The sequence below is a fragment of the Streptomyces sp. NPDC033174 genome (genome assembly GCF_055577795.1).
Window position 1 is genome coordinate 54,425 of record NZ_JBVIPQ010000010.1, and the last position, 22,621, is coordinate 77,045.

Genomic DNA, 22,621 nt, shown 5'->3' on the forward strand with positions numbered 1-22,621 from the left:
GCGGGCTCATTCGCGTCCTCGCACCCCGTTAGACTCGACCTTTGGCACGTTTGCGCCCTTGTCGTCGAGCAGGGCCTCGGGGCTCCGGGGGTGTCCCCCGGAAGGGCACAGTCAGCCAGCCGAACGGAAGCACGGGAAGAGATGTCCGCACCCAATAAGTCGTACGACCCGGTTGAGGTCGAGGCCTTGAAACCGGAAGAGATCGAGCGCATGCGGGACGAGGCGCTCGCCGCCTTCGCCGCCGCGGGTGACCTCGACGCGCTGGCTCACGCGAAGGTCGCGCACACCGGTGGCACCTCGCCGCTCGCGCTCGCGAACCGGGAGATCGGCGCGCTGCCGCCCCAGGCCAAGGCCGCGGCCGGCAAGCTCGTGGGTCAGGCCCGCGGAGCCGTCAGCAAGGCGCTCGCCGCTCGCCAGGCCGAGCTCGAGGCCGACCGCGACGCCCGTGTGCTGGTCGAGGAGGCGGTGGACGTCACCCTGCCCCACGACCGCGTCCCGGCCGGCGCCCGGCACCCGCTGACCACCCTCATGGAGCGCGTCGCCGACGTCTTCGTGTCGATGGGTTACGAGGTCGCCGAGGGCCCCGAGGCCGAGGCGGAGTGGTTCAACTTCGACGCCCTCAACTTCGTCCCCGACCACCCGGCCCGGCAGACCCAGGACACGTTCTTCGTCCAGGGCACCACCGCCGACGGCCAGGTCACCAGCGGCGACGAGTCCGGCATCGTGCTGCGGACGCACACCTCGCCCGTCCAGGCCCGCACGCTCATCGACCGGGAGCCCCCGGTCTATGTCGTCTGCCCCGGCCGCGTGTACCGCACCGACGAGCTCGACGCCACGCACACCCCGGTCTTCCACCAGATCGAGCTGCTCGCCGTCGACGAGGGCCTCACCATGGCCGACCTCAAGGGCACCCTCGACCACATGGTCCAGGCGCTCTTCGGGCCGGACATGAAGACCCGGCTCCGCCCGAACTTCTTCCCCTTCACCGAGCCGTCCGCCGAGATGGACATGCTCTGCTACGTGTGCCGGGGCGAGTCCGTCGGCAACCCGGACCGGCCCTGCCGCACCTGCGGCAGCGAGGGCTGGATCGAGCTGGGCGGCTGCGGCATGGTCAACCCGAAGGTGCTCATCGCCTGCGGTGTCGACCCCCAGAAGTACAGCGGCTTCGCCTTCGGGTTCGGCATCGAGCGGATGCTGATGTTCCGCCACAACGTCGATGACATGCGAGACATGGTCGAGGGTGACGTCCGGTTCACCCGGCCGTTCGGGATGGAGATCTGATGCGGGTCCCGCTTTCTTGGCTGCGGGAGTACGTCGACCTGCCGGCGACGGAGACCGGACGCGACGTCCAGGCCAAGCTCATTTCGGCAGGACTCGAGGTCGAGACCGTCGAGCAGCTCGGCGCCGGTCTGACCGGTCCGCTGGTGGTCGGCAAGGTCCTCACCATCGAGGAGCTGACGGAGTTCAAGAAGCCCATCCGCTTCTGCACCGTCGACGTCGGTGACGCCAACGGCACCGGCGAGCCCCAGGAGATCATCTGCGGCGCGCGGAACTTCGCCGAGGGCGACAAGGTCGTCGTGGCCCTGCCCGGCGCCGTGCTTCCCGGTGACTTCCGGATCGCCGAGCGCAAGACGTACGGCCGGGTCTCGCGCGGCATGATCTGCTCCGGCGACGAGCTGGGCATGGGCGACGACGGCACGCACGGCATCATCGTGCTGCCGCCCGAGCACGAGATCGGCACCGACGCCGCCGCGCTCCTCGAGCTGTTCGACGAGGTCCTCGACATCGCCGTCACCCCGGACCGCGGCTACTGCCTGTCGATCCGCGGCGTCGCCCGCGAGGCCGCCACCGCCTACGGTCTGCCGCTGCGCGACCCGGCGCTGCTGGACGTGCCCGCGCCGAACTCCTTCGGCTACCCGGTGAAGATCGCCGACCCGATCGGCTGCGACCGTTTCGTCGCCCGCACGGTCACCGGCCTCGACCCGGAGGCGCGCTCCCCGATCTGGCTGCAGCGCCGGCTGCAGAAGGCCGGGATGCGCCCGATCTCGCTCGCCGTCGACATCACCAACTACGTGATGCTGGAGCTCGGCCAGCCGCTGCACGCCTACGACCGCTCCCGCGTCGAGGGCGCCATCGGCGTCCGCCGCGCCGAGGCGGGCGAGAAGTTCACCACCCTCGACGGGACCAAGCGCGTCCTGGACGCCGCGGACCTGGTCATCACCGACGACCGCGGGCCGATCGGCCTCGCGGGCGTCATGGGCGGTGCCAACACGGAGATCGCCGACTCCGAGACCGACCCGGAGACCGGCGCCGTCAGCGGTACCACCGAGGTCGTCATCGAGGCCGCGCACTTCGAGCCGCTCTCCATCGCCCGTACCGCGCGCCGCCACAAGCTGGCGTCCGAGGCGTCCAAGCGCTTCGAGCGCGGGGTCGACCCGCAGGCCGCGGCCGCCGCCGCGCAGCGCACGGTCGACCTGCTGGTGCTGCTCGCGGGTGGTACGGCCGAGGTCGGCGTCACCGAGATCGTCGCCCCCGCCGCCGCCCGCACCATCACCATGCCGGCGGACCACCCCGACCGTGTCGCCGGTGTCGCGTACGGCCGCGAGACCGTCGTACGCCGCCTCCAGGAGGTCGGCTGCGACGTCTACGGGCAGGACGAACTGGTCGTCACCGTCCCGTCCTGGCGTCCCGACCTCAATGAGCCGAACGACCTGGCCGAAGAGGTCATCCGGCTGGAGGGCTACGAGAACCTGCCCTCCACCCTGCCCAGGCCGCCGGCCGGCCGGGGGCTCACCGAACGCCAGCGCACCCACCGCCGCGTGGGCCGCGCGCTGGCCGGCGCGGGATACGTCGAGGCGCTGAGCTACCCGTTCATCGGCGTGCAGGCCTTCGACCAGCTCGGCCTGGCCGCCGACGACCCGGCGCGCCGGGTCGTCACCCTGGTCAACCCGCTCTCCGACGAGGAGCCGGCGCTGCGCACCACGCTGCTGCCGGGTCTTCTCGCCGCCCTTCGCCGCAACGACGGCCGTGGCAGCCACGACCTGGCGCTCTTCGAGACGGGTCTCGTCTTCCACCCGGCCGACGGCCCGTCCGTCGCCGTGCGGCTGCCCGTCGACCGCCGTCCCACCGACGAGGAGATCGCCGGCCTCAACGCGGTCCTGCCCCGGCAGCCGCGCCACGCCGCGGTCGTGCTCGCCGGTGCGCGCGAGCAGGCCGGCTGGTGGGGCAAGGGCCGTCCGTCCGACTGGGCCGACGCGGTCGAGGCCGCCCGGACCGTCGCCCGCGAGACCGGTGCGGAACTGATCGTCCGCCAGGGTCAGTACGGGCCGTGGCACCCCGGTCGCTGCGCCGAGCTCGCCGTCGTCGTCGACGGCGAGGAGAAGGTCGTCGGCTACGCGGGCGAGCTGCACCCGCGCGTCGTCAAGGCGCTCGGGCTGCCGGCCCGCACCGCCGCGATGGAGCTCGACCTCGACCTGGTCGAGGAGGCGTCCGCCGGTGCGCTGCGGGCGCCGCGGATCTCCACCTTCCCGGTGGCGACCCAGGACGTCGCGCTGGTCGTCCCCCAGGACGTTCCGGCCGCCGACGTCGAGAAGGTGCTGCGCGAAGGCGCCGGTGAACTCCTCGAGTCCATCCGGCTGTTCGACGTGTACGTCGGGTCGCAGATCGGCGAGGGGAAGAAGTCCCTGGCGTACGCCCTGCGCTTCCGCGCCCCGGACCGCACCCTGACGGTCGATGAGGCCACGGCCGCCCGCGACGCGGCGGTCTCCCTGGCCGCCGACCGCACAGGGGCATCCCTCCGCGGAGCCTGAGTACCCCGCCACACCCACGAAGGGCGCCCCCGGACCACCGGGGGCGCCCTTTTTCGGGTCGCCGGGGGCAGGGGTCCCGCCGACCCGCGCGCCCATGGCGCCCGCGCCGCCGGACCGCGTACGGGGCGATGCGCGATCCCGGGCCCGGCCCTTTGACGGACTCGCCCTCCGAGCACATGGACCGCGGGGTTCCGTCCGTCCGGTCGGCGGGTGCCGGTGCCGGTTCGCTGGCCCGGCCCTTTGACGGACTCGCCCTCCGAGCACATGGACCGCAGGGTTCCGCCCGTCCGGTCGGCGGGAGCCGGTGCCGGTTCGCTGGCCCGGCCCCTTGGCGGACTCGCCGTCTCTGAGCGCATGGTGCTGCGGGGTTCCGTCCGGCCGGCGGGGTGCCGGTGCCGGTTCGCCGGGCCGCGGGCCGCTGCGGGCGGTATCGCCGACCCTGATCCCGCACGGCTCCGGGCCCCGGCCCCGCCTCCTGGGGCGGACTCGCCGGCTCGAGCGGCCGCGGCGCCGTGCCGCCGGAACGCCCCCGCCGGGGCGAATCCCTCACCTCTCCGCCGTCTCACTCATTCGGGTGAGATCCCTGGCGGTTGTTCCTTCCGGGCGTCGACGATCGACAGAATCGTCCCGGCCGCAGGGGCGGGCCTGTGTGCTGTAGGGCCTGAAGGGGGCCATCGGAATGATCCGTATCAGCTCTTGGCTTCCCTTCCCGGCAGCGTCGCGAGGGTGGGCCGCCTCATCGGACCGGAGATGGGTGCGCCGGCTGGCCCCGCTCGCGCTCCCCAGTGTGTGGGGCGTCGCGGCGATCAGCTGGAAGATGGGGTGTCCGCTGGCCCAGCAGGAGGGGCTGGCCACCCGGATCGCCACCAGCGTCGTGTTCTTCACCGTCGGCACCGGACTGATTCTCGGTATCCGACGGGGCCTGGCCCGGGAGCTCGAGCAGGTCCGGGCGATCGCGCAGGCCGCGCAGCGGGTGCTGCTGCGTCCGCCGCCGGCCCGGCTGGACGGGCTGACGATCGCCGCCGGACAGCTCTCCGCATCCCGGGGAGCGGAGATCGGCGGCGATCTGTACGAGGCCGTCGCCACCCCGTACGGCGTCCGCGTGGTGATCGGCGATGTGCGCGGGCACGGCATAGCCGCGATCGGGGCGGTCGCCGCGGTCCTCGGCAGCTTCCGGGAGGCCGCGTACGACGAGGCCGAGCTCGCGGGCGTACTGCGGCGCCTCGACCGGGCCCATCAGCGCCATCTGCGGGAGCGGGCCCGCGACGAGCACCCGGCGGCCGGCGGGCGGGAGCCGGAACACCCGGCGGCCGAGGAGTTCGTCACCGTACTGCTCCTGGAGATCCGGCCCGACGGCGAGGTTCTGGCGCTCAACTGCGGGCATCCCTGGCCCTATCGGCTGTTCAGGGGCGCTCACCCCGTCATGGCCGGGGACCCGATGCCGCCGCTCGGCGCCTTTCCGCTGCCGGCCGAGCTGCCCCCGCGCCGGTGCGCGCGACTGCTGCCGGGCGAGGCGCTGTTCCTGCACACCGACGGCGCCGAGGAGGCCCGCGACGCGGCCGGGCGCTTCTTCGCCCTGGAGGCGGTCCTCGCCGAGGCCGCGGCCGGCGCTCCGGTGTCGCCCGCGGCGGTGGTCCACCATGTGCACGCCGCGCTGCTGCGGCACACCGGCGGCCGGGTCACCGACGACGTGGCGCTGCTGGTCCTGCGCAACGACCGTTCACGGGTGCCGGCGCAGCCCCCGGACCAGGGTCTGCGCCGTTCCCGTCCCGCACCCTCCCGTCACTAGAGCCGTCAGGTGTTCCGTACGGCCGGCGCCGCCCGCCCTGCCGCGGAGTGTCGGGCAGATCAGCAGGACGGACGGCGCGGAGCGGGCCGCCGCACTGTTCGAGGGGGAGCCGGCGGCCCGGCCGCCTCCATGAGAGGCAGTTCAGTCAACCGGCGCGGGAGGCACCGCGGCAGAGTACGCGGGGCACGGATGCGAGCACTCCGTTCACACCCCGTGCGAATCGACCTCCACTACGCTGTGCGCCACGAGTCGTCAAAGGGGCCCACCATGCAGCCCAACACCCTGCTCGACGCCTTGCTCGACGAAGCGGGCATCTCCCACGCGGGTCTCGCCGCGCACGTCAACCAGGTGGGCCGGGCCAGAGGCCTGGCGCTGCGGTACGAACACACCGCCGTGGCCCGCTGGTTGAAGGGGCAGCGCCCCCGGGGCCAGGTCCCGGACCTGATCTGCGAGGTGCTCGCCGCCCGACTGCACCGGGTCATCACCCTGGACGACATCGGGCTCGGCGTACCGGGCGGAGCGACCGAGCCCCATGGCTCACCGCTGTCCGGTTTCGTCGAGCGGGCAACCGCGCTGTGGCGCTCCGACGAGCAGCAGCGGCCGCACATACTCGGTGCCCCCGCCGTGACCGGCACCCCCGCCGTGATGCCCGTATGGGAGTGGGAGAACCCGCCGGAGGACTCCGATGTTTCGCGCGACGGCCAGACACGGGTGTCCATGGCCGACATCACCATGCTGCGCGCGGCCCGGGCCCACTACGAGCTGATGTACCGCAAGGCGGGCGGGATCGCCACCCGCGCCCGGATCGTCGGCTTCCTCAACGCCGAGGCCGCCCCGCTGCTGCGCGGGGCCTACAACGACGCGCTGGGCCGCCAATTGCACCGCGCCACCGGCGGCCTGGTGTCGGTGGCCGGCATCTGCGCGTACGACTCGGACGCCCACGGTCTGGCCCAGCGCTACTTCCATCAGGCGCTGCGGTTGGCCAAGGCGAGCGGCGACCGGGGACTCGGCGCGTATGTGATCGCCCTGCTGGTCAACCAGTCGCTGTTCATGGGGGAGTACCGGCAGGCGGTCGCGTTCGCCGAGGCCGCGCTGCGCAGCGCCGGGCGGCACATCACCCCGGCGCTCGCCGCCGATCTGTACGCGATGCAGGCGAAGGCGTACGCCCATCTGGGCGACGGGGGCAGCGCCCTGGGCCGCATCAGACGGGCCGAGGCGGAGGCGGAGCGGATCCGCCCCGGACACGAGCCGGACGAGACCGGCTATGTCCAGCCGGGCCTGGTGAACGTCCAGGTCGCCGAGGCGCTGCTCAGTCTGGGCGATCTGCCGGCCGCGCGGGAGCACGCTGCCGCCGCCGTCGGGACCCCGGCGCACGACCGGGGCCGGGTGCACCGGCTCGCCATGCTCAGCCAGATCGAGCTGCGGCAGGGCGAGGCTGACCGGGCCGCGCGGACGGCGGTCGAAATGGCCGAGCGCGCCAGGGGGATGGAGTCGCAGCGCCTGCGGGACCGGCTGCGCGAGGTGCGCGAACAACTGGTGGCGAGTGGCTGCGACGACGCACGGGAGGCGGCCGAACTCATCGACGGGGCCTTGCGCGTTCCCCTGTGACCGTTCCCCTGGGCGCCGGTGCCTGCTGCGATATTGCCACCTACTTGTCGGAAGGTGGCAGAACAGTGCAGTGGACGAAACAAAGCGAACAGACTGTGTATGAGAACCGCTGGTTCAAGGTCAATCTCGCGGACGTCGCACTCCCGGACGGCCGTCACCTCGACCACTTCCTCATCCGGCTCCGCCCGGTCGCCGTCGCGACCGCCGTCAACGAGGCCAACGAAGTACTGATGCTGTGGCGGCACCGGTTCATCACCGACAGCTGGGGCTGGGAACTCGCCGCCGGCGTCGTCGAGGACGGCGAGGACATCGCCGCGGCGGCGGCCCGGGAGATGGAGGAGGAGACCGGCTGGCGACCGGGGCCGCTCCAGCACCTGCTCACCGTGGAGCCGTCCAACGGCCTCACCGACGCCCGCCACCATCTGTACTGGTCGCGGGAGGCCACGTACACCGGGCACCCCGTGGACGACTTCGAGTCCTCGCGCCGCGAATGGATACCGCTGAAGCTGGTGCCCGACATGATCGCCGGGGGCGAGATCCCGGCCGCCAACATGGCGGCCGGGCTGCTGATGCTGCATCACCTGCGGCTGGGCTGACCCCGCGATACGGCGAGATCAGTGGCCGAGAGCCTGCCAGACCGTCACCGCCAGCGCCCCCAGGGCGGTGAGCGCGGCCACGGCGGGCAGCGGCCACCTGGTGTGCTCGAGCGCTCCGATGCGCACGGCCAGATCGGTCAGCTCACGATCGATCTGGTCGTTGCGCTGGGCGAGCAGCGCCAGATGCCCGTCGATCCGGGCAAGGCCGACGTCGAGACTGCGGCGCAATTCGGCGAGCTCTTCGACGGCCACTAAATGACCGGGGTCGGTTGTCACGGACGGGCTCCTCTTCGGGAAGGTTGTACAGCGGACCCTTGACTGAGCGGGACCGAGTCAACTCTCCCTGGTGGGAGGGCGGGAGCGTGTGCGCAGGGCATATGCGGGCACGCCCCGCACACTCCGTGTGAATCAGGAGTACGGGTAGAAACCCGAGCCCGTCTTACGACCGAGGCGCCCCGCGTCCACCATGCGCTGGAGCAGCGGGGGAGCGGCGTACAGCGGCTCCTTGAACTCGGCGTACATCGAGTCCGCGACCGAGGCGACCGTGTCCAGGCCGATGAGGTCCGAGAGCTTCAGCGGGCCCATCGGGTGGGCGCAGCCCATCTCCATGCCGTTGTCGATGTCCTCGCGGCTCGCGATGCCCGACTCGAACATCCGGATCGCGGAGAGCAGGTACGGGATGAGCAGCGCGTTCACCACGAAGCCCGAGCGGTCCTGAGCGCGGATGGCGTGCTTGCCCAGCACCTTCTCCACCAGCACCTGGGCACGGCTGATCGTGCCCTCGGAGGTGGTGAGCGCGGGGATCAGCTCCACGAGCTGCTGCACCGGCGCCGGGTTGAAGAAGTGGATACCGATGACCTGGTCGGGACGGGACGTCGCGACGGCCAGCTTCACCAGCGGGATGGAGGAGGTGTTCGAGGCGAGGATGGCGTCCTGGCGGGTGACGACCTGGTCGAGGATCTGGAAGATCTCCGTCTTGACCTGCTCGTTCTCGACGACCGCCTCGATGACCAGGTCGCGGTCGGCGAACTCGCCCAGGTCGGTGGTGAAGCTGAGCCGCGCCAGGGTCGCGTCGCGCTCCTCTTCGGTGATCTTGCCGCGCTCGGCGGCCTTCGACAGCGAGTTGAACAGCCGGGTGCGGCCGATCTCCAGCGCTTCGCCGGTGGTCTCGGCGACCTTCACCTCGAGGCCGCTGCGGGCGCACACCTCCGCGATGCCCGCGCCCATCTGGCCACAGCCCACCACTCCGACGCGTGCAATGTCGGCCATTGAGTCCGTCACCTCGTGCCTTTCACTGATTACTGCGGCGGGCCTCCGTGTGATTCCGGCGCCCGCCTCGACCCCACGACGTTACTCCGCCCGTGCGTGTGGATGTCGTGCCGGGGCGGGCATGCTCTGCGCGTACGGGGGACATTCCGGACGAAGGAGGGGCCATATATGCCGCAAACCGGTGCACGTGCGACTCGGGGTGGAGCTGAGGGCGAAATCGGCCGCGAAACCGGCGCCGCGTGTGAGGGGGGCGTCGTCGAAGGAGCCCGTGAGGGGGTCGTCGCGAGACGTGGATTCGTGGCGGGCGCGGCCGGCGCCCTCACGGCGCTCACCCTCGGCGCGGCCGCGAGCGCGGCGCCCCTGACCTCGCCCACCGCCCCCCTGGTCCGGCGCGGGGCGCAGAAACCGGAGTTCCGGGGCATGTGGCTGGCCACCGTCCTCAACCGCGACTGGCCCTCGCGCCCCGGCCTCACCGCCGCTGAGCAGCTGACCGAACTGCTGGCCCACCTCGACGCGGCCGTGGCCCGCCATCTCAACGCCGTCGTCCTCCAGGTCCGCCCCACCGCCGACGCCCTGTGGCCCTCTCCGTACGAGCCGTGGTCCCAGTGCCTCACCGGAGTCCAGGGCCGCGACCCCGGCTGGGACCCGCTCGGCACCGCCGTCGAGGAGGCCCACAGCCGCGGTCTGGAGCTCCACGCCTGGTTCAACCCCTATCGGGTGGCGGCCCACACCGACCCGACCCGGCTGGCCGAATCCCACCCCGCCCGGCTCCACCCCGACTGGGTCCTCCCGTACGGCGGGAAGCTCTATTACAACCCCGGGCTTCCCGAGGTCCGGGACTTCGTCCAGGACGCGATGCTCGACGCGGTCCGCCGCTACGACATCGACGCCGTCCACTGGGACGACTACTTCTATCCGTACCCCGTGGCCGGGCAGGTCTTCGACGACGACGAGACCTACGCCCGCTACGGCGCGGAGTTCCCGGACAAGGCCGCCTGGCGGAGGAACAACACCGACCGGCTGGTCAGTGAGACGGCCGAGCGGATCAAGGACATCAAGGAGGAGGTGCGGTTCGGCATCAGCCCCTTCGGCGTGTGGCGCAACGCCTCCACCGACCCGTCCGGCTCGGACACCCGCGCGGGAGTGCAGACCTACGACGACCTCCACGCCGACACCCGCAGATGGGTACGGGAGGGCTGGATCGACTACGTCGTACCCCAGCTGTACTGGAACATCGGCTTCGCCGCGGCCGACTACGCCACCCTGTTGCCCTGGTGGAACGACGTGGTCCGGGGCACCGGCGTCCAGCTGTACATCGGCGAGGCGCTCCACAAAGCGGGCGACCCCGCCCAGGGGGCTCCCTGGCAGGACCCGGCCGAACTCTCCCGGCACCTGACCCTCGCCAAGGAGTATCCGCAGGTGCGCGGCCACTGCTTCTTCTCCGCCAAGGAGGTGACGGCGGACCGGATCGGGGCGATGGCCACCGTGGTGGCCGATCACTACCCGACCAGGGTCCGTCCGCCGCGGTGATTCGTGCTCAGGCGGGTCCGGATTCCTGTCGGTGCCGCACGACGGTGTCGGGTCCCGGGGACATCAGGGCTTCGTGACCGTCGTCGTCGAATCGGACTCGGTAGGGGGGCGTGCCGTTCTCGCCCAGTACTTCGACGACCTGGGCCGTACGGTCGTGATGACCGACGGTCCGGCCGTGCACCAGCAACTTGTCGCCCACGCTCGCTTGCATCGGGAGTGACCTCCTCGTGCCCGGCCTTCGTACTTCGGAGCCTACGTCCGCCATTGTGACCCGGGCCACCCTCCGGCGCACGGCCAGGCATCCGGTGGTCCACCCGGTCGGCCACCGGTCAGCTGCTCGTGCGCTGGGTACCGCGATGCACACCAGGACGGCGCCGGCCCCCGGCGGGGCCGCCGGGGACAGGTGCTCACCGAGCACCGACACCGACATCCGGGTGAGCTTCGCGGGCGTCGCGGGACCGGCCGAGATCGCCGAGGGCGTCCGCCTGCTGCGCACGGCCTACGACGAGGCGCCGCGGGAGCGACCGCGCCGTTCGGCGGGCGGAGTGAGGCACCCCCCGCAGACGAACCTGCCTCCCGCACCACGTCGACCACGGCGTGTCACCCACCACTGACAACTCCCCTGTGGCCTGCGAGGCTTCGGGCATGAGTGAGACGACCCAGGGCGCACACGGCACCCCCGACGGCTACGAGATCTCCACCGACCCCGCCCGCCTCGACCCGGCACGCATCCACCACTGGCTCTCCACCGACGCCTACTGGGCCCTGGGCCGCACCCGCGAGCACCAGGACCGCGCCATCGCCGGGTCGCTCAACTTCGGTGCGTACGACCCGGCCTCCGGAGAGATCGTCGCCTACGCCCGTGTGGTCACCGACCACGCCACCTTCGCCTGGCTCTGCGATGTCTACGTCGCCCGCGCCGCGCGCGGCAAGGGCCTCGGCACCACCCTCGTCGAGGCGGTCCGCGACCACCTCGCGCCGCTCGGACTGCGCCGGATCATGCTCGCGACCGCCGACGCCCACGGCGTGTACGAGAAGATCGGTTTCACGCCACTGGAGGACCCGGGCATGTGGATGAACCTCGATCTGAACTGACCCGCCCACCCGCCGTCCCGCACCTCTTGACCTGCGGCGCCCCCGGCCTCACGATCACGGCCATGGGTCTTAGGGTCACGCTGGTCGCCGCGGCGCGCAGCTGCTCCCTGCTCGCCGAGCGGTTCGACGACGACCGGCCGCTCGACCAGGAGGGCTGGCACGAGGTGCGGCTCGCCGCGCACACGCTGGTGCCGCTGGGCGCGGCCGAGCTGCGCTACTGCTCGCCGACCGAGCGCAGCCGCGCCACCGGCCGGGCGCTCGGCTTCGCCCCGCTCGCCCAGCCCGCCCTGCGCGACTGCGACATGGGCCGCTGGCGGGGTTTCACCCTCGCCGAGGTGGCCGCTCAGGACCCGGCCGCCGTCGACGCCTGGCTCGGCGATCCGCGCGTCGCCCCGCACGGCGGGGAGGCGCTGCTGTCGTTCATCACGCGCATAGGGGGCTGGCTGGAGACCCGCCCCGCCGAGGACGGCGCCATCGTCGCCGTCGCCGAGCCCGCGGTCGTACGGGCGGCGCTGGTGTACGCCCTGAAGGCACCGCCCACGGCGTACTGGAACGTGGACGTCCGCCCCCTGTCCACGGTCACCCTCACCGGCCGCCCGGGCCGCTGGAACCTGTGCCTCGTGCCGGGCGCAGGGTGACGTACGCATGCGCCCTGTGCCCCGGCCCGGTGTCCGGCGCAGGGTGACGCCTCCCGTGCCACGTGTGCGGGGCGCCCCGCAAGGCCCCCCGTGAGCCGCGACCACGATCCGGGCGACCCTCACACGCGGCCAGTCACCCGTGGTCGATGCCTCTGGCCTGTGACGGGCGCCAGGCGACCGGCCGGGGGCGCCCCGAGCTCCCGCCCCAGGATCCTCCCCATGCCCCCACGCCCCCGCCTGAGAGCTTCGCCGACGCCCGGGAACGCCTCGACCCCGCGCCCCGGCGCTGCCTCACCCTCGCCCACCGGGCGCTGCGCACCGGCGGGCTCGCCGTCGGTTCCGTGCTCATCGACGCCACGGGCACGTCGTTTCCGAGGGCCGCAACCGCGCCTACGACCCCTGGGCGGTCGCGAACGACCGGCCCTCCGCCACCCCGGCCGCGCTCGGCCCCGCCGAACCGGTCTGGCGAATCGCCGCCACCGTCCTCTTCCTGCGCGGCGTCGTCGAGGCCGGCGGACCCGGCCATCCCACCGTGCGCCGCAACGCGGCCCTCGACCCGGCGGTCACCGCCCTCGCGACCGATCCGGACTTCCCCCGGGCGGACACCCCGACCGGGCTCCTCTCCGCACTGTGGGAACGGATCGGGGACGCGGCGGCGGGCTCGTCCGGCGCGAGCGGTTAGCCTGAGGGAACAATGAATCGTTTGACCACGTCATGGGGCGAGTTCGCACTCACCCGTTTTCCCGAGGACCCGCGCGACACCCTCCGCGCCTGGGACGCCGCCGACGAGTATCTGCTGCACCACCTGGCGGAGCGCGCCGAGGCCGACCTCTCCGGGTCAGTCGTGGTCGTCGGCGACCGGTGGGGGGCCCTGGTCACGGCGCTCGCCGCGCACGCGCCCGTACAGATCTCCGACTCGTATCTCGGCCACCGGGCCACCCTCGCCAACCTGGAACGCGCTGGGGCCGACACCGGCGCCGTACGTCTCCTGTCGCCACGGGACACCCCGCCGGAGCGGATCGACGTCCTGCTGATCCGCGTCCCCAAGAGCCTGGCGCTCCTGGAGGACCAGCTGCACCGGCTGGCACCCGCCCTGCACGAGGGCACGGTCGTCATCGGTACGGGCATGGTGAAGGAGATCCACACCTCGACGCTCAACCTGTTCGAGCGGCTCGTCGGCCCGACCCGGACGTCCCTGGCCGTCAAGAAGGCCCGGCTCATCCACTCCACGCCCGACGTCTCACGGGTCCGTCCGGCCAGCCCCTGGCCGTACTCCTACGCGCTGCCCTCCGACGCCGCGAAGGTCGCCGGCCGGACCGTCACCAACCACGCCGGTGTCTTCTGTGCCGACCGGCTCGACATCGGCACGCGCTTCTTCCTCCAGCACCTTCCCCAGGCCGGTGCTCCCGGCCGCCGGATCGTCGACCTGGGCTGCGGAAACGGTGTCGTCGGGCTGGCCGCCGCGCTGACCGAACCCGACGCGGAGCTGCTCTTCGTCGACGAGTCGTACCAGGCGGTGGCGTCCGCCGAGGCCACCTTCCGGGCCAACGCCGGCGCCGGCGCGAAGGCGGAGTTCGTGGTCGGTGACGGGCTCTCCGACGTACCGGCGGACTCGGTGGACCTGGTGCTCAACAATCCGCCCTTCCACAGCCATCAGGCGACGACGGACGCGACCGCCCGCCGCATGTTCAGCGGAGCACGCCGGGCCCTGCGCCCCGGCGGTGAACTCTGGGTCGTCGGCAACCGGCACCTGGGCTACCACGTCACCCTGCGCCGCATCTTCGGCAACAGCGAACTGGTCGCGAGCGACCCGAAGTTCGTGATCTTGAGAGCCGTGAAGAAGTAGGCCCGGGGACGGGCACGGCCGCGCGGGGTTGACCCTGACCCGCGGGTCAGGGGTTAGCGTCACGGCGCCGTTCGGCCTCCACGCCGTTCGGCGCCCACCGCCTCGACCCAGTCATCCGCGCAAGGAGGGCCCCGTGCCCCTGCCCGTCGTCTCCCGCGAACTCCGGCTCGCCGTACGCCCCGAAGGGCTGCCCGGAGCGGAACACCTGAGCCTCGTCGAGACCCCGGTCCCCACACCCGGCCCGGGCGAACTGCTCGTCAGGAACAAGTACTTCAGCGTCATCGCCGCCGTGCGCACGCTGCTGGCGGGCGGAGTGAAGGACGCGCCTTTCCCCGGTCTGCACCCGGGCGACACGCTCGTCGGGCCCGCCGTCGGCGAGGTCGTCACGGCTCCCGAGGGCAGCCCCCTGAGCCCCGGCGCACTCGTTTCGCACTGGCGCGGCTGGCGGGAGTACGCCGCCGTGGCCGCCGCCGAGTGCGTGCCCCTGGGGGACGAGCTGCCCGACCCGGCCGCCCATCTCGGTCAGGGCATGACGGCTTACGGGGCACTCACCCGAGGAGCCCGGGTGCGCCCGGGCGACACGGTGTTCGTCTCCGGCGGCGCGGGATCGGTCGGAACGATGGCGGGCCAGATCGCGCGCCTGCTGGGCGCCGGCCGGGTCGTCGGCAGCACCGGGACGCGGGAGAAGGCCGAGCGGATGGTCTCCGAGCTGGGCTACGACGCGGCCGTCGTCAGGACGTCCGGGCCGGGCGGCGGGACCCATGGGTCCATCGCCGACCAGCTGGCGAAGGCGGCCCCCGACGGCATCGACGTGTTCCTGGACAACGTCGGCGGCGAACAGCTGGGCGCGGCCGTCGACGCCGCCCGCCCCGGCGCCCGCTTCGTGCTGGTCGGAGCCCTGTCCGGACAGCTCGCCGCGGACGGCACGGGAACCACCGCGCCCGCCGCGATCGACTCGTTCCAGCTCATCCTCAAGCGCGTCGAGCTCCGCGGCTTCAGCGGCATGGACCACCCCGAGGTGCTGCGCGAGTGGACCGAGCGGTTCGGGGGCTGGCTGCGCTCCGGCGAGATCACCTTCCCCCATGTTCTCGTCCCGGGCATCGAACAGGCGCCGCAGGCGTTGCAGGACGTGATGCGCGGAAGGCACCTGGGAGCCGTCATCGTGCGGGTGCGCTAGCACCGAGGACGGGCGAAGAACGTACGGGAGGTCGGGATGAGGATCGGCGACGCGGCGGCAGCGGCGGGCACCACGCCCCGCGCCCTGCGCTTCTACGAACAGCGCGGACTGCTGCCGCCTCCCCGCCGCACCGCCACCGGTCAGCGGCAGTACGGCCCCGCCGAGGTGACCAGGGTGCGGCTCGTCCGGGAGCTGCTCTCCCTCGGACTGACCGTCGAGGACGTCCGCAGCTGTGTGGACCGCCTGCACCTGCTGGAGTCCGACACCCTGCCGGCGAACGGGGTGGCACCCGGCCTGTGCACGCGCGCGAGTGGGGTCGTGGGCCGTCGACTGGAGGCCCTGGACGAGGAGATCGCCCGTCTGACACGGCTGAGGGAGCGGCTGGCAGCCCGCTCACAGGGCCGGGCCCCGGCCGATCCCGGCGCCGCGCCCTGACGCCGGTCGGCCCGTCGGAGCGGCCGCCCCGCCCGGTTCAGTACCCGGCCGGGCGCACCAGGCCCGTCTCGTACGCGAAGACCGCCGCCTGCGTCCGGTCGCGCAGGCCCAGCTTGACCAGCATCCGGCTGACGTGCGACTTGACGGTCTGCTCGGCCACCACCAGCCGCCCGGCTATCTCCGCGTTCGACAGCCCCTGGGCGATCAGGGCCAGCACCTCCGTCTCGCGTTCGGTCAGATCGCCGAGACGCTCCTTCAGCGGAGCGCGTGGCCCCGCGCTCATCCGGGAGAACTCGGCGATGAGGCGCTTGGTGATGTTCGGGGCGAGCAGCGCGTCCCCGGCCGCCACGACCCGTACGGCCTGGGCGAGTTCATCGGCCGACGCGTCCTTCAGCAGGAATCCGGACGCGCCCGCGCGCAGTGCCTCGTAGACGTACTCGTCGAGGTCGAAGGTGGTGAGGACGAGTACTCTGACCGTCGTGTCGGCGGGCCCCGTGATGCGACGGGTCGCGTCGATGCCGCCCAGCTCCGGCATCCGGATGTCCATCAGGACGACGTCCGGGTCCAGTTCGGCGACCTTGGCGACGGCGTCCAGACCGTCCACGGCCTGGCCGACGACCTCGATGCCCGGCTCGGCGTTCAGCAGCACCGTGAAGCCCTGGCGGACCATCATCTGGTCGTCGGCGATCAGTACGCGGATGGTCATGAACGGTTCTCCCGGGGCAGGTGCGGGTCCAGGTCCAGCTCCGCGTCCCTGTTCAGGGGAAGCGAGGCCGCTATCTCGTAACCGCCGCCGGGAGTGGGCCCGTCGGCGAGCTCGCCGCCCAGCATGGCAGCCCGTTCACGCATGCCGAGCAGCCCGTGCCCGGCTCCCCGTGAGGGCGCGGGGCGGCCGGTGGGGGCCGAGTTGGTCACGCGGACCGTGAGGGCGGCCGAGCCGTAGGCGATCTCCACCCGCACCGAGGAGCCGGGTGCGTGCCGCATCACGTTGCTGAGCGCCTCCTGCACGATCCGGAACGCCGACAGCTCGACGCCGGGGGACAGCGGGCGCCGCTCACCCGTGATCCGGGTGCCGACCTCGACCCCGGCGCCCCGTACGTTGCCGACCAGTTCGTCCAGCCGGTCGAGGGTCGGCTGAGGGGCATGGCGTGCCTCTGTCGCCAGGGCGTCGTCGGAACGCAGCACGCCGAGCACCCGGCGCAGCTCCTTCAGCGCCTCGACGGCGTTGCCGCGTATCCCCGCCAGGTTCTCCTTGAGCTCGTCGGACGGGTTCTCGACCAGATGCGGGGCGACCTGCGCCTGGATGGAGATCACCGACATGTGGTGGGCGACCACGTCGTGCAGTTCACGGGCGATCCGGTTGCGCTCCTCCATGAGCGTCCGCAGGGCCCGCTCCTCGGCCGTGAGCACCTCCTGCTCCACCAGTCGCGTCTGCGCCACCCGGCTGAGGCGCAGCGAGGCGCCGACGAGCACAGCGGTGACGAAGGCGATGGCGCCCCGCCATACGTCGTCATTGTGGGGATGAACGGCCAGCGACTCGTTCAGGGCGCCCGACAGGACAGTGAACGCCAACGCCAGGACGGAGGCCCGGGGATGCACCCGCAGTGAGAGAAGGAGCAGCACCATCGTGTGCAGCGCGACGCTCCAGATGCTCCAGGGCCAGTGCGTGTCGTGGCTGACGCCGGACTCGTCGAGCTGCGCGGTCACGAACAGGGTGAGCGTGGACAGCCAATAGGCGGGCACCGGGCGGGACATCGCGAGGACGACGGACCCCGGCCCCAGCACGGACAGCAGCAACAGGACCGTCGTGCCGAACGGCCGCTCGTACTGCTGGTAGTCGTTCGCGTTGCCGCCGCCCACCAGGAGCGCGAAAAGCACCAGATGGAAATGCGGCAGCCGGCCGAGCCACCGCTGCCGGGGCAGCGGGTCACGGGCCACCGTCAGCAGGTCGTCGCGCAGGGTCCGCGGCACCGCGCGCACCGCCGCGACCAGGCGCTCCCTGTCCCCGATCTTCATCCGGTCCACCCTAGGCACGCCGCACCTCCGCCGGTCGGGCGGCCCCTTGCTCGCGTACGACCCGGCTTCCACCGCGTCTGCCTTTCCCGCCCCGTTCGTACGTATGGAAGGCGGCCCAGCAGATGAGGAGGGCGAGGGCGAAGACGGGGAGCCAGGCGAGGCGCGCGAGTATCCACGCCGGGCCGTCGGGGAGGGTGTGGAGGCCGGGGAGATGGTGCCCCGTGGCGAGGGCGAGGGCGGTGGTGGCCATCATCGCGGTCTGGTGCCACAGGAAGATCGTCATCGCGGAGAGGTTCACCAGCGCCACCGCAGCCCAGGCGGCCGGGTGTTGGAGGACGCGCCGCAGGGGGCCCAGGAGCAGGAGCGCCGCGCCACTCTGGGCGAGGCCGAAGGTGACGGCGGCGAGCGTGGGCGGGTTGAGGTTGGAGACCTCGGCGCCGGGGACGCCGACCATGGACGCGGGATAGCCCGCGAACAGCACCAGCACAACGGTCACCGCCGTGCCCGTGGCGAGGAGGGCCCAGCCGGTGGCGCGGCCCGGCAGGCCGTTGCGGGCGAAGGACGCGCCGAGGCAGTACGGCACCAGCCAGCCGGCCGCGACGTTGATCCAGCCGAGGTCCTGCGGGCCGTCGAGGCCGAAGCGGATCACGTCCACGTGGAGGACGACGGCGAGCGGCCACAGCGGATGGAGCCGGGCGACCAGCGGCGTCGCCGCCGTGAGCGCGGCGAAGACGAGGAGGAACCACAGCGGCGACAGGACGAGTTTGCCCAGGGCGTGGACGGTGGCCCAGGTGACGCCGGAGGCGAGCATGACGCCCGCGGCCAGGGTCCAGACGGCGAGCACGGCGGCGACCGGTCCGAAGAGGCGTCCCAGCCGGGCGCCCAGCCACTGCCGGTAGGTGTGGCCGCGCATCCGGGCGGAGGCGTAACTCCCGGCGCCCACATGGCCGCCGACGAGGAAGAAGACGGCCAGGGTCTGCAACAGCCAGGAGACCGCGGTGAACTGCGGCAGATGTGTCAGCGGGCTCGCGGCACGCAGGGTGCCGGTGTCGGCTATCAGCGCGGTGACCAGCCAGTGTCCGAGGACGACGCCCAGGATGGCGAGGGCGCGCAGGGCGTCGAGTCCACGGTCACGGCCGGGCGGCGTCGCGGCGTCGATCCGCCGCACCAGCTCACGCATGACCCGGCTCCTTCGGCATCCGTCCCTGGACGATGCGGGCGATGGCGGCCAGGGAGGCCGAGCCGGGGGTGAGGTAGTCGCTGTGACCGCCTGCGCCGGCGTCGAAGACCCGGGCACCGAACTCCTCCGTCATCGGATCGGTCCCGAATCCGACCTCGGTGAACAGCAGCGGAAGGCGCACATGCGGCACCGCGGCCACCCAGTCGCCGGCGCCCCGGCCCGCCCAGACCTGGGCCCGGGTGCGCAGGGCCGCGGCATTCTCGAATCCGGTGCCGGGGCTCCCGTACAGCACGAGGTCCGTGACCGGCAGCCCCGAGGCCGCATGCGCGCAGACCACAGAACCGTAGGAATGACACACCAACGCCATCCGCACCCCGGGCTTCACCGCCCCCAACCCGGTGACGAAGCCCGCCAGTTCCGGGGCGGCCTCCTCGGCCCTCCCCGGCGTCAGCGCCGCCGGGCTCACCGTCCCCGGCGTCCGGTAACCCAGCCACGCCACGACCGCCGACCGTGCGCCCAGCTCCCGTCGCAACGCCGTCGCCCCGGCCCGCAACCGTCCGTACGTCTCCAGGCCCGTGTCCGACCCGGGGACCAGGACGGCCACCCGGTCGGCCCCGGCCAGGTCGCCGAACACCTCCACCGTGCGCCCGCCGGCGCGCCCGTCGAAGGACAGGAAGTACCGTCCCGGGTCCGCCATCGCCTCCAGCGCGGCGGCCCGCCTACGGTCCCCGTGCGCCTCGGCCATCCGTCGGGCCGCGTGGATCCCTTCACGGCTCGCGGCATACCGCGCGCCGAGAACGTCCGGCGTCGCCGCCCGCAACGGGCCGAGCCCGACCGGCACCGGGGCCGGGACCCCGGCCGGGCCGGCGGCCCCGGACACCGGAACCGCCACCGAGGCCGCGACCAGCGCGGCCAGAAGAGTGCGCCGCAGACGAGAGCCGCGCCGAGAGGTGCCGCGTGGGCGGGACGCCATGGTGAACGTCCTTTCGTACCGGAGGGATGGGTGCTTCCGGTGACGAAGTTATGGATCATGCCGCGTCGTCCGCGTCCCGCCGGGGTACGCACCTTCCGACTGGCTCTCAGGTATGAGGGGTACGGGGTGCGTCGGCCCCGGACACACGTCCGCCCCGGCGGGCGGAGGCCTGCCGGGGCGGAACGGACCGGGACGCGGGAACGCCCCGTCAGGTATTAGCCGAGGGTCGCGATCGCCTGGTTGAAGGTCGCCGACGGGCGCATGACCGCCGAGGCCTTCGCCGGGTCGGGCTGGTAGTAGCCACCGATCTCGGCGGGCGAGCCCTGAACGGCGATCAGCTCGTCGACGATGGTCCGCTCCTGCTCGGACAGCGTCTTGGCCAGGGCCGCGAACGCCTCCGCGAGCTGGGCGTCCTCGGTCTGCTGCGCCAGCTCCTGCGCCCAGTACAGGGCCAGGTAGAAGTGGCTGCCGCGGTTGTCGATGCCACCGAGCTTGCGGCTCGGCGACTTGTCCTCGTTGAGGAAGGTGCCGGTCGCGCGGTCGAGGGTGTCGGCGAGGACCTGGGCGCGGGCGTTGCCCGTGGTCGTCGCGAGGTGCTCGAAGCTGACCGCGAGCGCGAGGAACTCGCCCAGGCTGTCCCAGCGCAGGTAGTTCTCCTTGACCAGCTGCTGGACGTGCTTCGGCGCGGAGCCGCCGGCGCCGGTCTCGAACAGACCGCCACCGTTCATCAGCGGGACGACGGAGAGCATCTTGGCGCTCGTGCCGAGCTCCAGGATCGGGAAGAGGTCCGTCAGGTAGTCACGCAGGACGTTGCCGGTGACCGAGATGGTGTCCTCGCCGCGGCGGATGCGCTCCAGGGAGAACGCCGTCGCCTCGACCGGCGACATGATCTCGATCTGAAGGCCCTCGGTGTCGTGGTCGGCCAGGTACGTCCGGACCTTCTCGATGAGGGTCGCGTCGTGCGCACGGCTCTCGTCGAGCCAGAACACGGCCGGGTTGCCGGTCGCGCGGGCGCGGGTGACGGCGAGCTTGACCCAGTCCTGGATCGGCAGGTCCTTGGTCTGGCACATCCGGAAGATGTCACCGGCGTCGACCCGCTGCTCCAGGACGACGTTGCCGGTGCCGTCGACGACCCGCACGGTGCCGGGGGTCGCGATCTCGAACGTCTTGTCGTGGCTGCCGTACTCCTCGGCCTTCTGCGCCATCAGACCGACGTTGGGCACCGAGCCCATCGTCGCCGGGTCGAAGGCGCCGTTGGCCCGGCAGTCGTCGATGACGACCTGGTACACGCCGGAGTAGCTGCTGTCCGGGAGGACGGCGAGGGTGTCGGCCTCCTGGCCGTCGGGGCCCCACATGTGGCCGGAGGTGCGGATCATGGCCGGCATGGAGGCGTCGACGATGACGTCGCTCGGCACGTGCAGGTTGGTGATGCCCTTGTCGGAGTCGACCATCGCGAGGGCGGGGCCCTCGGCGAGCTCGGCCTCGAAGGAGGCCTTGATCTCGTCGCCCATGTGGGGCAGCGACTCCAGGCCCTTCAGGATGCCGCCGAGGCCGTCGTTGGGGGAGAGGCCCGCGGCGACGAGCACCTCGCCGTACTTCGCGAAGGTCTTCGGGAAGAAGGCGCGCACCACGTGGCCGAAGACGATGGGGTCGGAGACCTTCATCATCGTGGCCTTCAGGTGCACCGAGAACAGCACGCCCTCGGCCTTGGCACGGGCGACCTGCGCCGCGAGGAACTCGCGCAGGGCGGCGACGCGCATGACGGACGCGTCGACGACCTCACCCGCGAGGACCGGTACCGACTCGCGCAGCACGGTGGTGGAGCCGTCCTCGCCCGCGAGCTCGATGCGCAGCGAGCCGGCCTCGGCCACGACCGCGGACTTCTCGGTGGAGCGGAAGTCGTCGGCGCCCATGGTGGCGACGTTCGTCTTCGACTCGGGCGACCAGGCGCCCATGCGGTGCGGGTGGGCCTTGGCGTAGTTCTTCACCGACGCCGGGGCGCGGCGGTCGGAGTTGCCCTCGCGCAGGACCGGGTTGACGGCGCTGCCCTTGACCTTGTCGTAGCGGGCGCGGATCTCGCGCTCCTCGTCGGTCTTGGGGTCGTCCGGGTAGTCCGGCAGCGCGTACCCCTGCGCCTGAAGCTCGGCGACGGCCGCCTTCAGCTGCGGGATCGAGGCCGAGATGTTCGGCAGCTTGATGATGTTGGCCCCGGGCGTCTTCGCCAGTTCGCCGAGCTCGGCGAGGGCGTCGTCGATGCGCTGCCCCTCTTCGAGACGCTCGGGGAAGCTGGCGATGATCCGGCCGGCCAGGGAGATGTCACGGGTCTCGACATTCACCCCGGCGGTCGACGCGTACGCCTGGATCACGGGGAGGAACGAGTACGTCGCCAGGGCAGGCGCCTCGTCAGTGTGGGTGTAGATGATGGTCGAGTCAGTCACCGGGTGCTCCGCTCCACGTCTGCGTCTGCGAGATTGCTCGACATCAAGATATCTCGTGAGCGCCTCCGTCTCGACAGACCCCTTCCCTCCCTTCGCCGATCTTCTCTCCGTATCCCTCATGCGGAGCGCCGATGCGAACTAGGCTCGTTCAGTGGATCACTCGCGACGGCTGGAGCATTGCATAAAACTGCGGTGATGCGTATAGTCATGCCATCGCCGAGG

20 protein-coding genes are annotated in these 22,621 nt (G+C 72.3%); 12 read left to right on the top strand and 8 right to left on the bottom strand.

The genetic code is table 11. The annotated features are described in order from the left end of the window. The first annotated feature begins 141 nt into the window (after positions 1-141). The 5 genes from pheS to ACZ5VC_RS27970 all read left to right on the top strand — a co-directional run bounded on the left by pheS (position 142) and on the right by ACZ5VC_RS27970 (position 7,802). Positions 142-1,281, top strand: coding sequence for a phenylalanine--tRNA ligase subunit alpha (pheS, locus tag ACZ5VC_RS27950; protein ID WP_469122768.1), 1,140 nt, complete (start codon positions 142-144; stop codon positions 1,279-1,281). Continuing rightward, a complete protein-coding gene (gene pheT / locus ACZ5VC_RS27955) occupies positions 1,281-3,809 on the top strand; it encodes a phenylalanine--tRNA ligase subunit beta (RefSeq protein WP_469122769.1) in 2,529 nt (842 codons plus the stop codon). Before pheS ends, pheT begins: the two co-directional genes overlap by 1 nt. 817 nt (positions 3,810-4,626) lie before the next feature. Then, positions 4,627-5,598 carry a PP2C family protein-serine/threonine phosphatase gene (locus tag ACZ5VC_RS27960; RefSeq protein ID WP_469122949.1) on the top strand — a complete coding sequence of 324 codons (972 nt, stop codon included), beginning with the start codon at positions 4,627-4,629 and terminating at the stop codon, positions 5,596-5,598. Between the two features lie 267 nt (positions 5,599-5,865). After that, entirely contained in the window at positions 5,866-7,206 is a 1,341-nt protein-coding gene (locus ACZ5VC_RS27965) for a transcriptional regulator (protein ID WP_469122770.1), read from the top strand. 65 nt (positions 7,207-7,271) lie between these two features. Further along, complete coding sequence (locus ACZ5VC_RS27970) at positions 7,272-7,802, top strand: NUDIX hydrolase (RefSeq protein WP_469122771.1); 531 nt, start codon at positions 7,272-7,274, stop codon at positions 7,800-7,802. Positions 7,803-7,820: 18 nt separating this feature from the next. Here the strand turns inward: ACZ5VC_RS27970 and ACZ5VC_RS27975 are convergent, their stop codons facing one another. Together ACZ5VC_RS27975 and ACZ5VC_RS27980 are read right to left on the bottom strand one after the other, a co-directional pair. Further along, a complete protein-coding gene (locus ACZ5VC_RS27975; RefSeq protein ID WP_469122772.1) occupies positions 7,821-8,078 on the bottom strand; it encodes a hypothetical protein in 258 nt (85 codons plus the stop codon). Between the two features lie 132 nt (positions 8,079-8,210). Then, positions 8,211-9,071 carry a 3-hydroxybutyryl-CoA dehydrogenase gene (locus tag ACZ5VC_RS27980; protein WP_468709381.1) on the bottom strand — a complete coding sequence of 287 codons (861 nt, stop codon included), beginning with the start codon at positions 9,069-9,071 and terminating at the stop codon, positions 8,211-8,213. A 297-nt stretch (positions 9,072-9,368) separates the two neighbouring features. Between ACZ5VC_RS27980 and ACZ5VC_RS27985 the strand changes: the two genes are divergently transcribed. Continuing rightward, positions 9,369-10,601 (top strand): glycoside hydrolase family 10-like protein, encoded by a 1,233-nt coding sequence (locus ACZ5VC_RS27985; protein ID WP_469122773.1) that lies wholly within the window; start codon positions 9,369-9,371, stop codon positions 10,599-10,601. Between the two features lie 7 nt (positions 10,602-10,608). On the opposite strand, the gene ACZ5VC_RS27990 is transcribed toward ACZ5VC_RS27985, so the two are convergent. Next, on the bottom strand, positions 10,609-10,812 hold the full coding sequence (locus ACZ5VC_RS27990; protein ID WP_468709379.1) for a DUF1918 domain-containing protein: 204 nt from the start codon (positions 10,810-10,812) through the stop codon (positions 10,609-10,611). 434 nt (positions 10,813-11,246) lie between these two features. Here ACZ5VC_RS27990 and ACZ5VC_RS27995 point away from each other — a divergent pair, with 434 nt between their 5' ends. From ACZ5VC_RS27995 to ACZ5VC_RS28020, 6 genes are all read left to right on the top strand, one after another. Next, entirely contained in the window at positions 11,247-11,696 is a 450-nt protein-coding gene (locus ACZ5VC_RS27995) for a GNAT family N-acetyltransferase (protein WP_469122774.1), read from the top strand. A 62-nt stretch (positions 11,697-11,758) separates the two neighbouring features. Further along, positions 11,759-12,334, top strand: a complete 576-nt coding sequence (locus ACZ5VC_RS28000; protein ID WP_469122775.1) for a histidine phosphatase family protein — start codon at positions 11,759-11,761, stop codon at positions 12,332-12,334. 532 nt (positions 12,335-12,866) lie between these two features. Next, positions 12,867-13,016 (top strand): hypothetical protein, encoded by a 150-nt coding sequence (locus ACZ5VC_RS28005; RefSeq protein ID WP_469122776.1) that lies wholly within the window; start codon positions 12,867-12,869, stop codon positions 13,014-13,016. 12 nt (positions 13,017-13,028) lie between these two features. Beyond that, entirely contained in the window at positions 13,029-14,180 is a 1,152-nt protein-coding gene (locus ACZ5VC_RS28010; RefSeq protein WP_469122777.1) for a methyltransferase, read from the top strand. A gap of 139 nt (positions 14,181-14,319) precedes the next feature. Continuing rightward, entirely contained in the window at positions 14,320-15,357 is a 1,038-nt protein-coding gene (locus ACZ5VC_RS28015; protein WP_469122950.1) for an MDR family NADP-dependent oxidoreductase, read from the top strand. 36 nt (positions 15,358-15,393) lie between these two features. Continuing rightward, positions 15,394-15,792 carry a MerR family transcriptional regulator gene (locus ACZ5VC_RS28020; protein WP_469122778.1) on the top strand — a complete coding sequence of 133 codons (399 nt, stop codon included), beginning with the start codon at positions 15,394-15,396 and terminating at the stop codon, positions 15,790-15,792. A 37-nt stretch (positions 15,793-15,829) separates the two neighbouring features. Here ACZ5VC_RS28020 and ACZ5VC_RS28025 read toward each other — a convergent pair whose 3' ends face one another. From ACZ5VC_RS28025 to ACZ5VC_RS28045, 5 genes are all read right to left on the bottom strand, one after another. Further along, positions 15,830-16,498, bottom strand: coding sequence for a response regulator (locus ACZ5VC_RS28025; protein ID WP_469122779.1), 669 nt, complete (start codon positions 16,496-16,498; stop codon positions 15,830-15,832). After that, positions 16,495-17,808, bottom strand: a complete 1,314-nt coding sequence (locus ACZ5VC_RS28030) for a sensor histidine kinase (protein ID WP_469122780.1) — start codon at positions 17,806-17,808, stop codon at positions 16,495-16,497. The genes ACZ5VC_RS28025 and ACZ5VC_RS28030 overlap by 4 nt, the downstream gene beginning before the upstream one ends. A gap of 10 nt (positions 17,809-17,818) precedes the next feature. Continuing rightward, on the bottom strand, positions 17,819-18,988 hold the full coding sequence (locus ACZ5VC_RS28035; RefSeq protein WP_469122781.1) for an acyltransferase family protein: 1,170 nt from the start codon (positions 18,986-18,988) through the stop codon (positions 17,819-17,821). After that, the gene (locus ACZ5VC_RS28040; protein WP_469122782.1) at positions 18,981-19,961 is read right to left on the bottom strand and encodes an alpha/beta hydrolase; all 981 of its coding nucleotides are present in this window, start codon (positions 19,959-19,961) and stop codon (positions 18,981-18,983) included. The genes ACZ5VC_RS28035 and ACZ5VC_RS28040 overlap by 8 nt, the downstream gene beginning before the upstream one ends. 215 nt (positions 19,962-20,176) lie before the next feature. Continuing rightward, positions 20,177-22,399 (bottom strand): NADP-dependent isocitrate dehydrogenase, encoded by a 2,223-nt coding sequence (locus ACZ5VC_RS28045; protein WP_469122783.1) that lies wholly within the window; start codon positions 22,397-22,399, stop codon positions 20,177-20,179. Between the last annotated feature and the right edge of the window lie 222 nt (positions 22,400-22,621).

Coding starts and splice junctions, on each gene's coding strand:
- pheS (WP_469122768.1), top strand. CDS start 142: ATGTCCGCACCCAATAAGTCGTACGACCCGGTTGAGGTCGAGGCCTTG.
- ACZ5VC_RS28020 (WP_469122778.1), top strand. CDS start 15,394: ATGAGGATCGGCGACGCGGCGGCAGCGGCGGGCACCACGCCCCGCGCC.
- ACZ5VC_RS28040 (WP_469122782.1), bottom strand. CDS start 19,961: ATGGCGTCCCGCCCACGCGGCACCTCTCGGCGCGGCTCTCGTCTGCGG.
- ACZ5VC_RS28035 (WP_469122781.1), bottom strand. CDS start 18,988: ATGCGTGAGCTGGTGCGGCGGATCGACGCCGCGACGCCGCCCGGCCGT.
- ACZ5VC_RS27990 (WP_468709379.1), bottom strand. CDS start 10,812: ATGCAAGCGAGCGTGGGCGACAAGTTGCTGGTGCACGGCCGGACCGTC.
- ACZ5VC_RS27980 (WP_468709381.1), bottom strand. CDS start 9,071: ATGGCCGACATTGCACGCGTCGGAGTGGTGGGCTGTGGCCAGATGGGC.
- ACZ5VC_RS28030 (WP_469122780.1), bottom strand. CDS start 17,808: ATGAAGATCGGGGACAGGGAGCGCCTGGTCGCGGCGGTGCGCGCGGTG.
- ACZ5VC_RS27960 (WP_469122949.1), top strand. CDS start 4,627: ATGGGGTGTCCGCTGGCCCAGCAGGAGGGGCTGGCCACCCGGATCGCC.
- ACZ5VC_RS27965 (WP_469122770.1), top strand. CDS start 5,866: ATGCAGCCCAACACCCTGCTCGACGCCTTGCTCGACGAAGCGGGCATC.
- ACZ5VC_RS28010 (WP_469122777.1), top strand. CDS start 13,029: ATGAATCGTTTGACCACGTCATGGGGCGAGTTCGCACTCACCCGTTTT.
- ACZ5VC_RS28025 (WP_469122779.1), bottom strand. CDS start 16,498: ATGACCATCCGCGTACTGATCGCCGACGACCAGATGATGGTCCGCCAG.
- pheT (WP_469122769.1), top strand. CDS start 1,281: ATGCGGGTCCCGCTTTCTTGGCTGCGGGAGTACGTCGACCTGCCGGCG.
- ACZ5VC_RS28000 (WP_469122775.1), top strand. CDS start 11,759: ATGGGTCTTAGGGTCACGCTGGTCGCCGCGGCGCGCAGCTGCTCCCTG.
- ACZ5VC_RS27995 (WP_469122774.1), top strand. CDS start 11,247: ATGAGTGAGACGACCCAGGGCGCACACGGCACCCCCGACGGCTACGAG.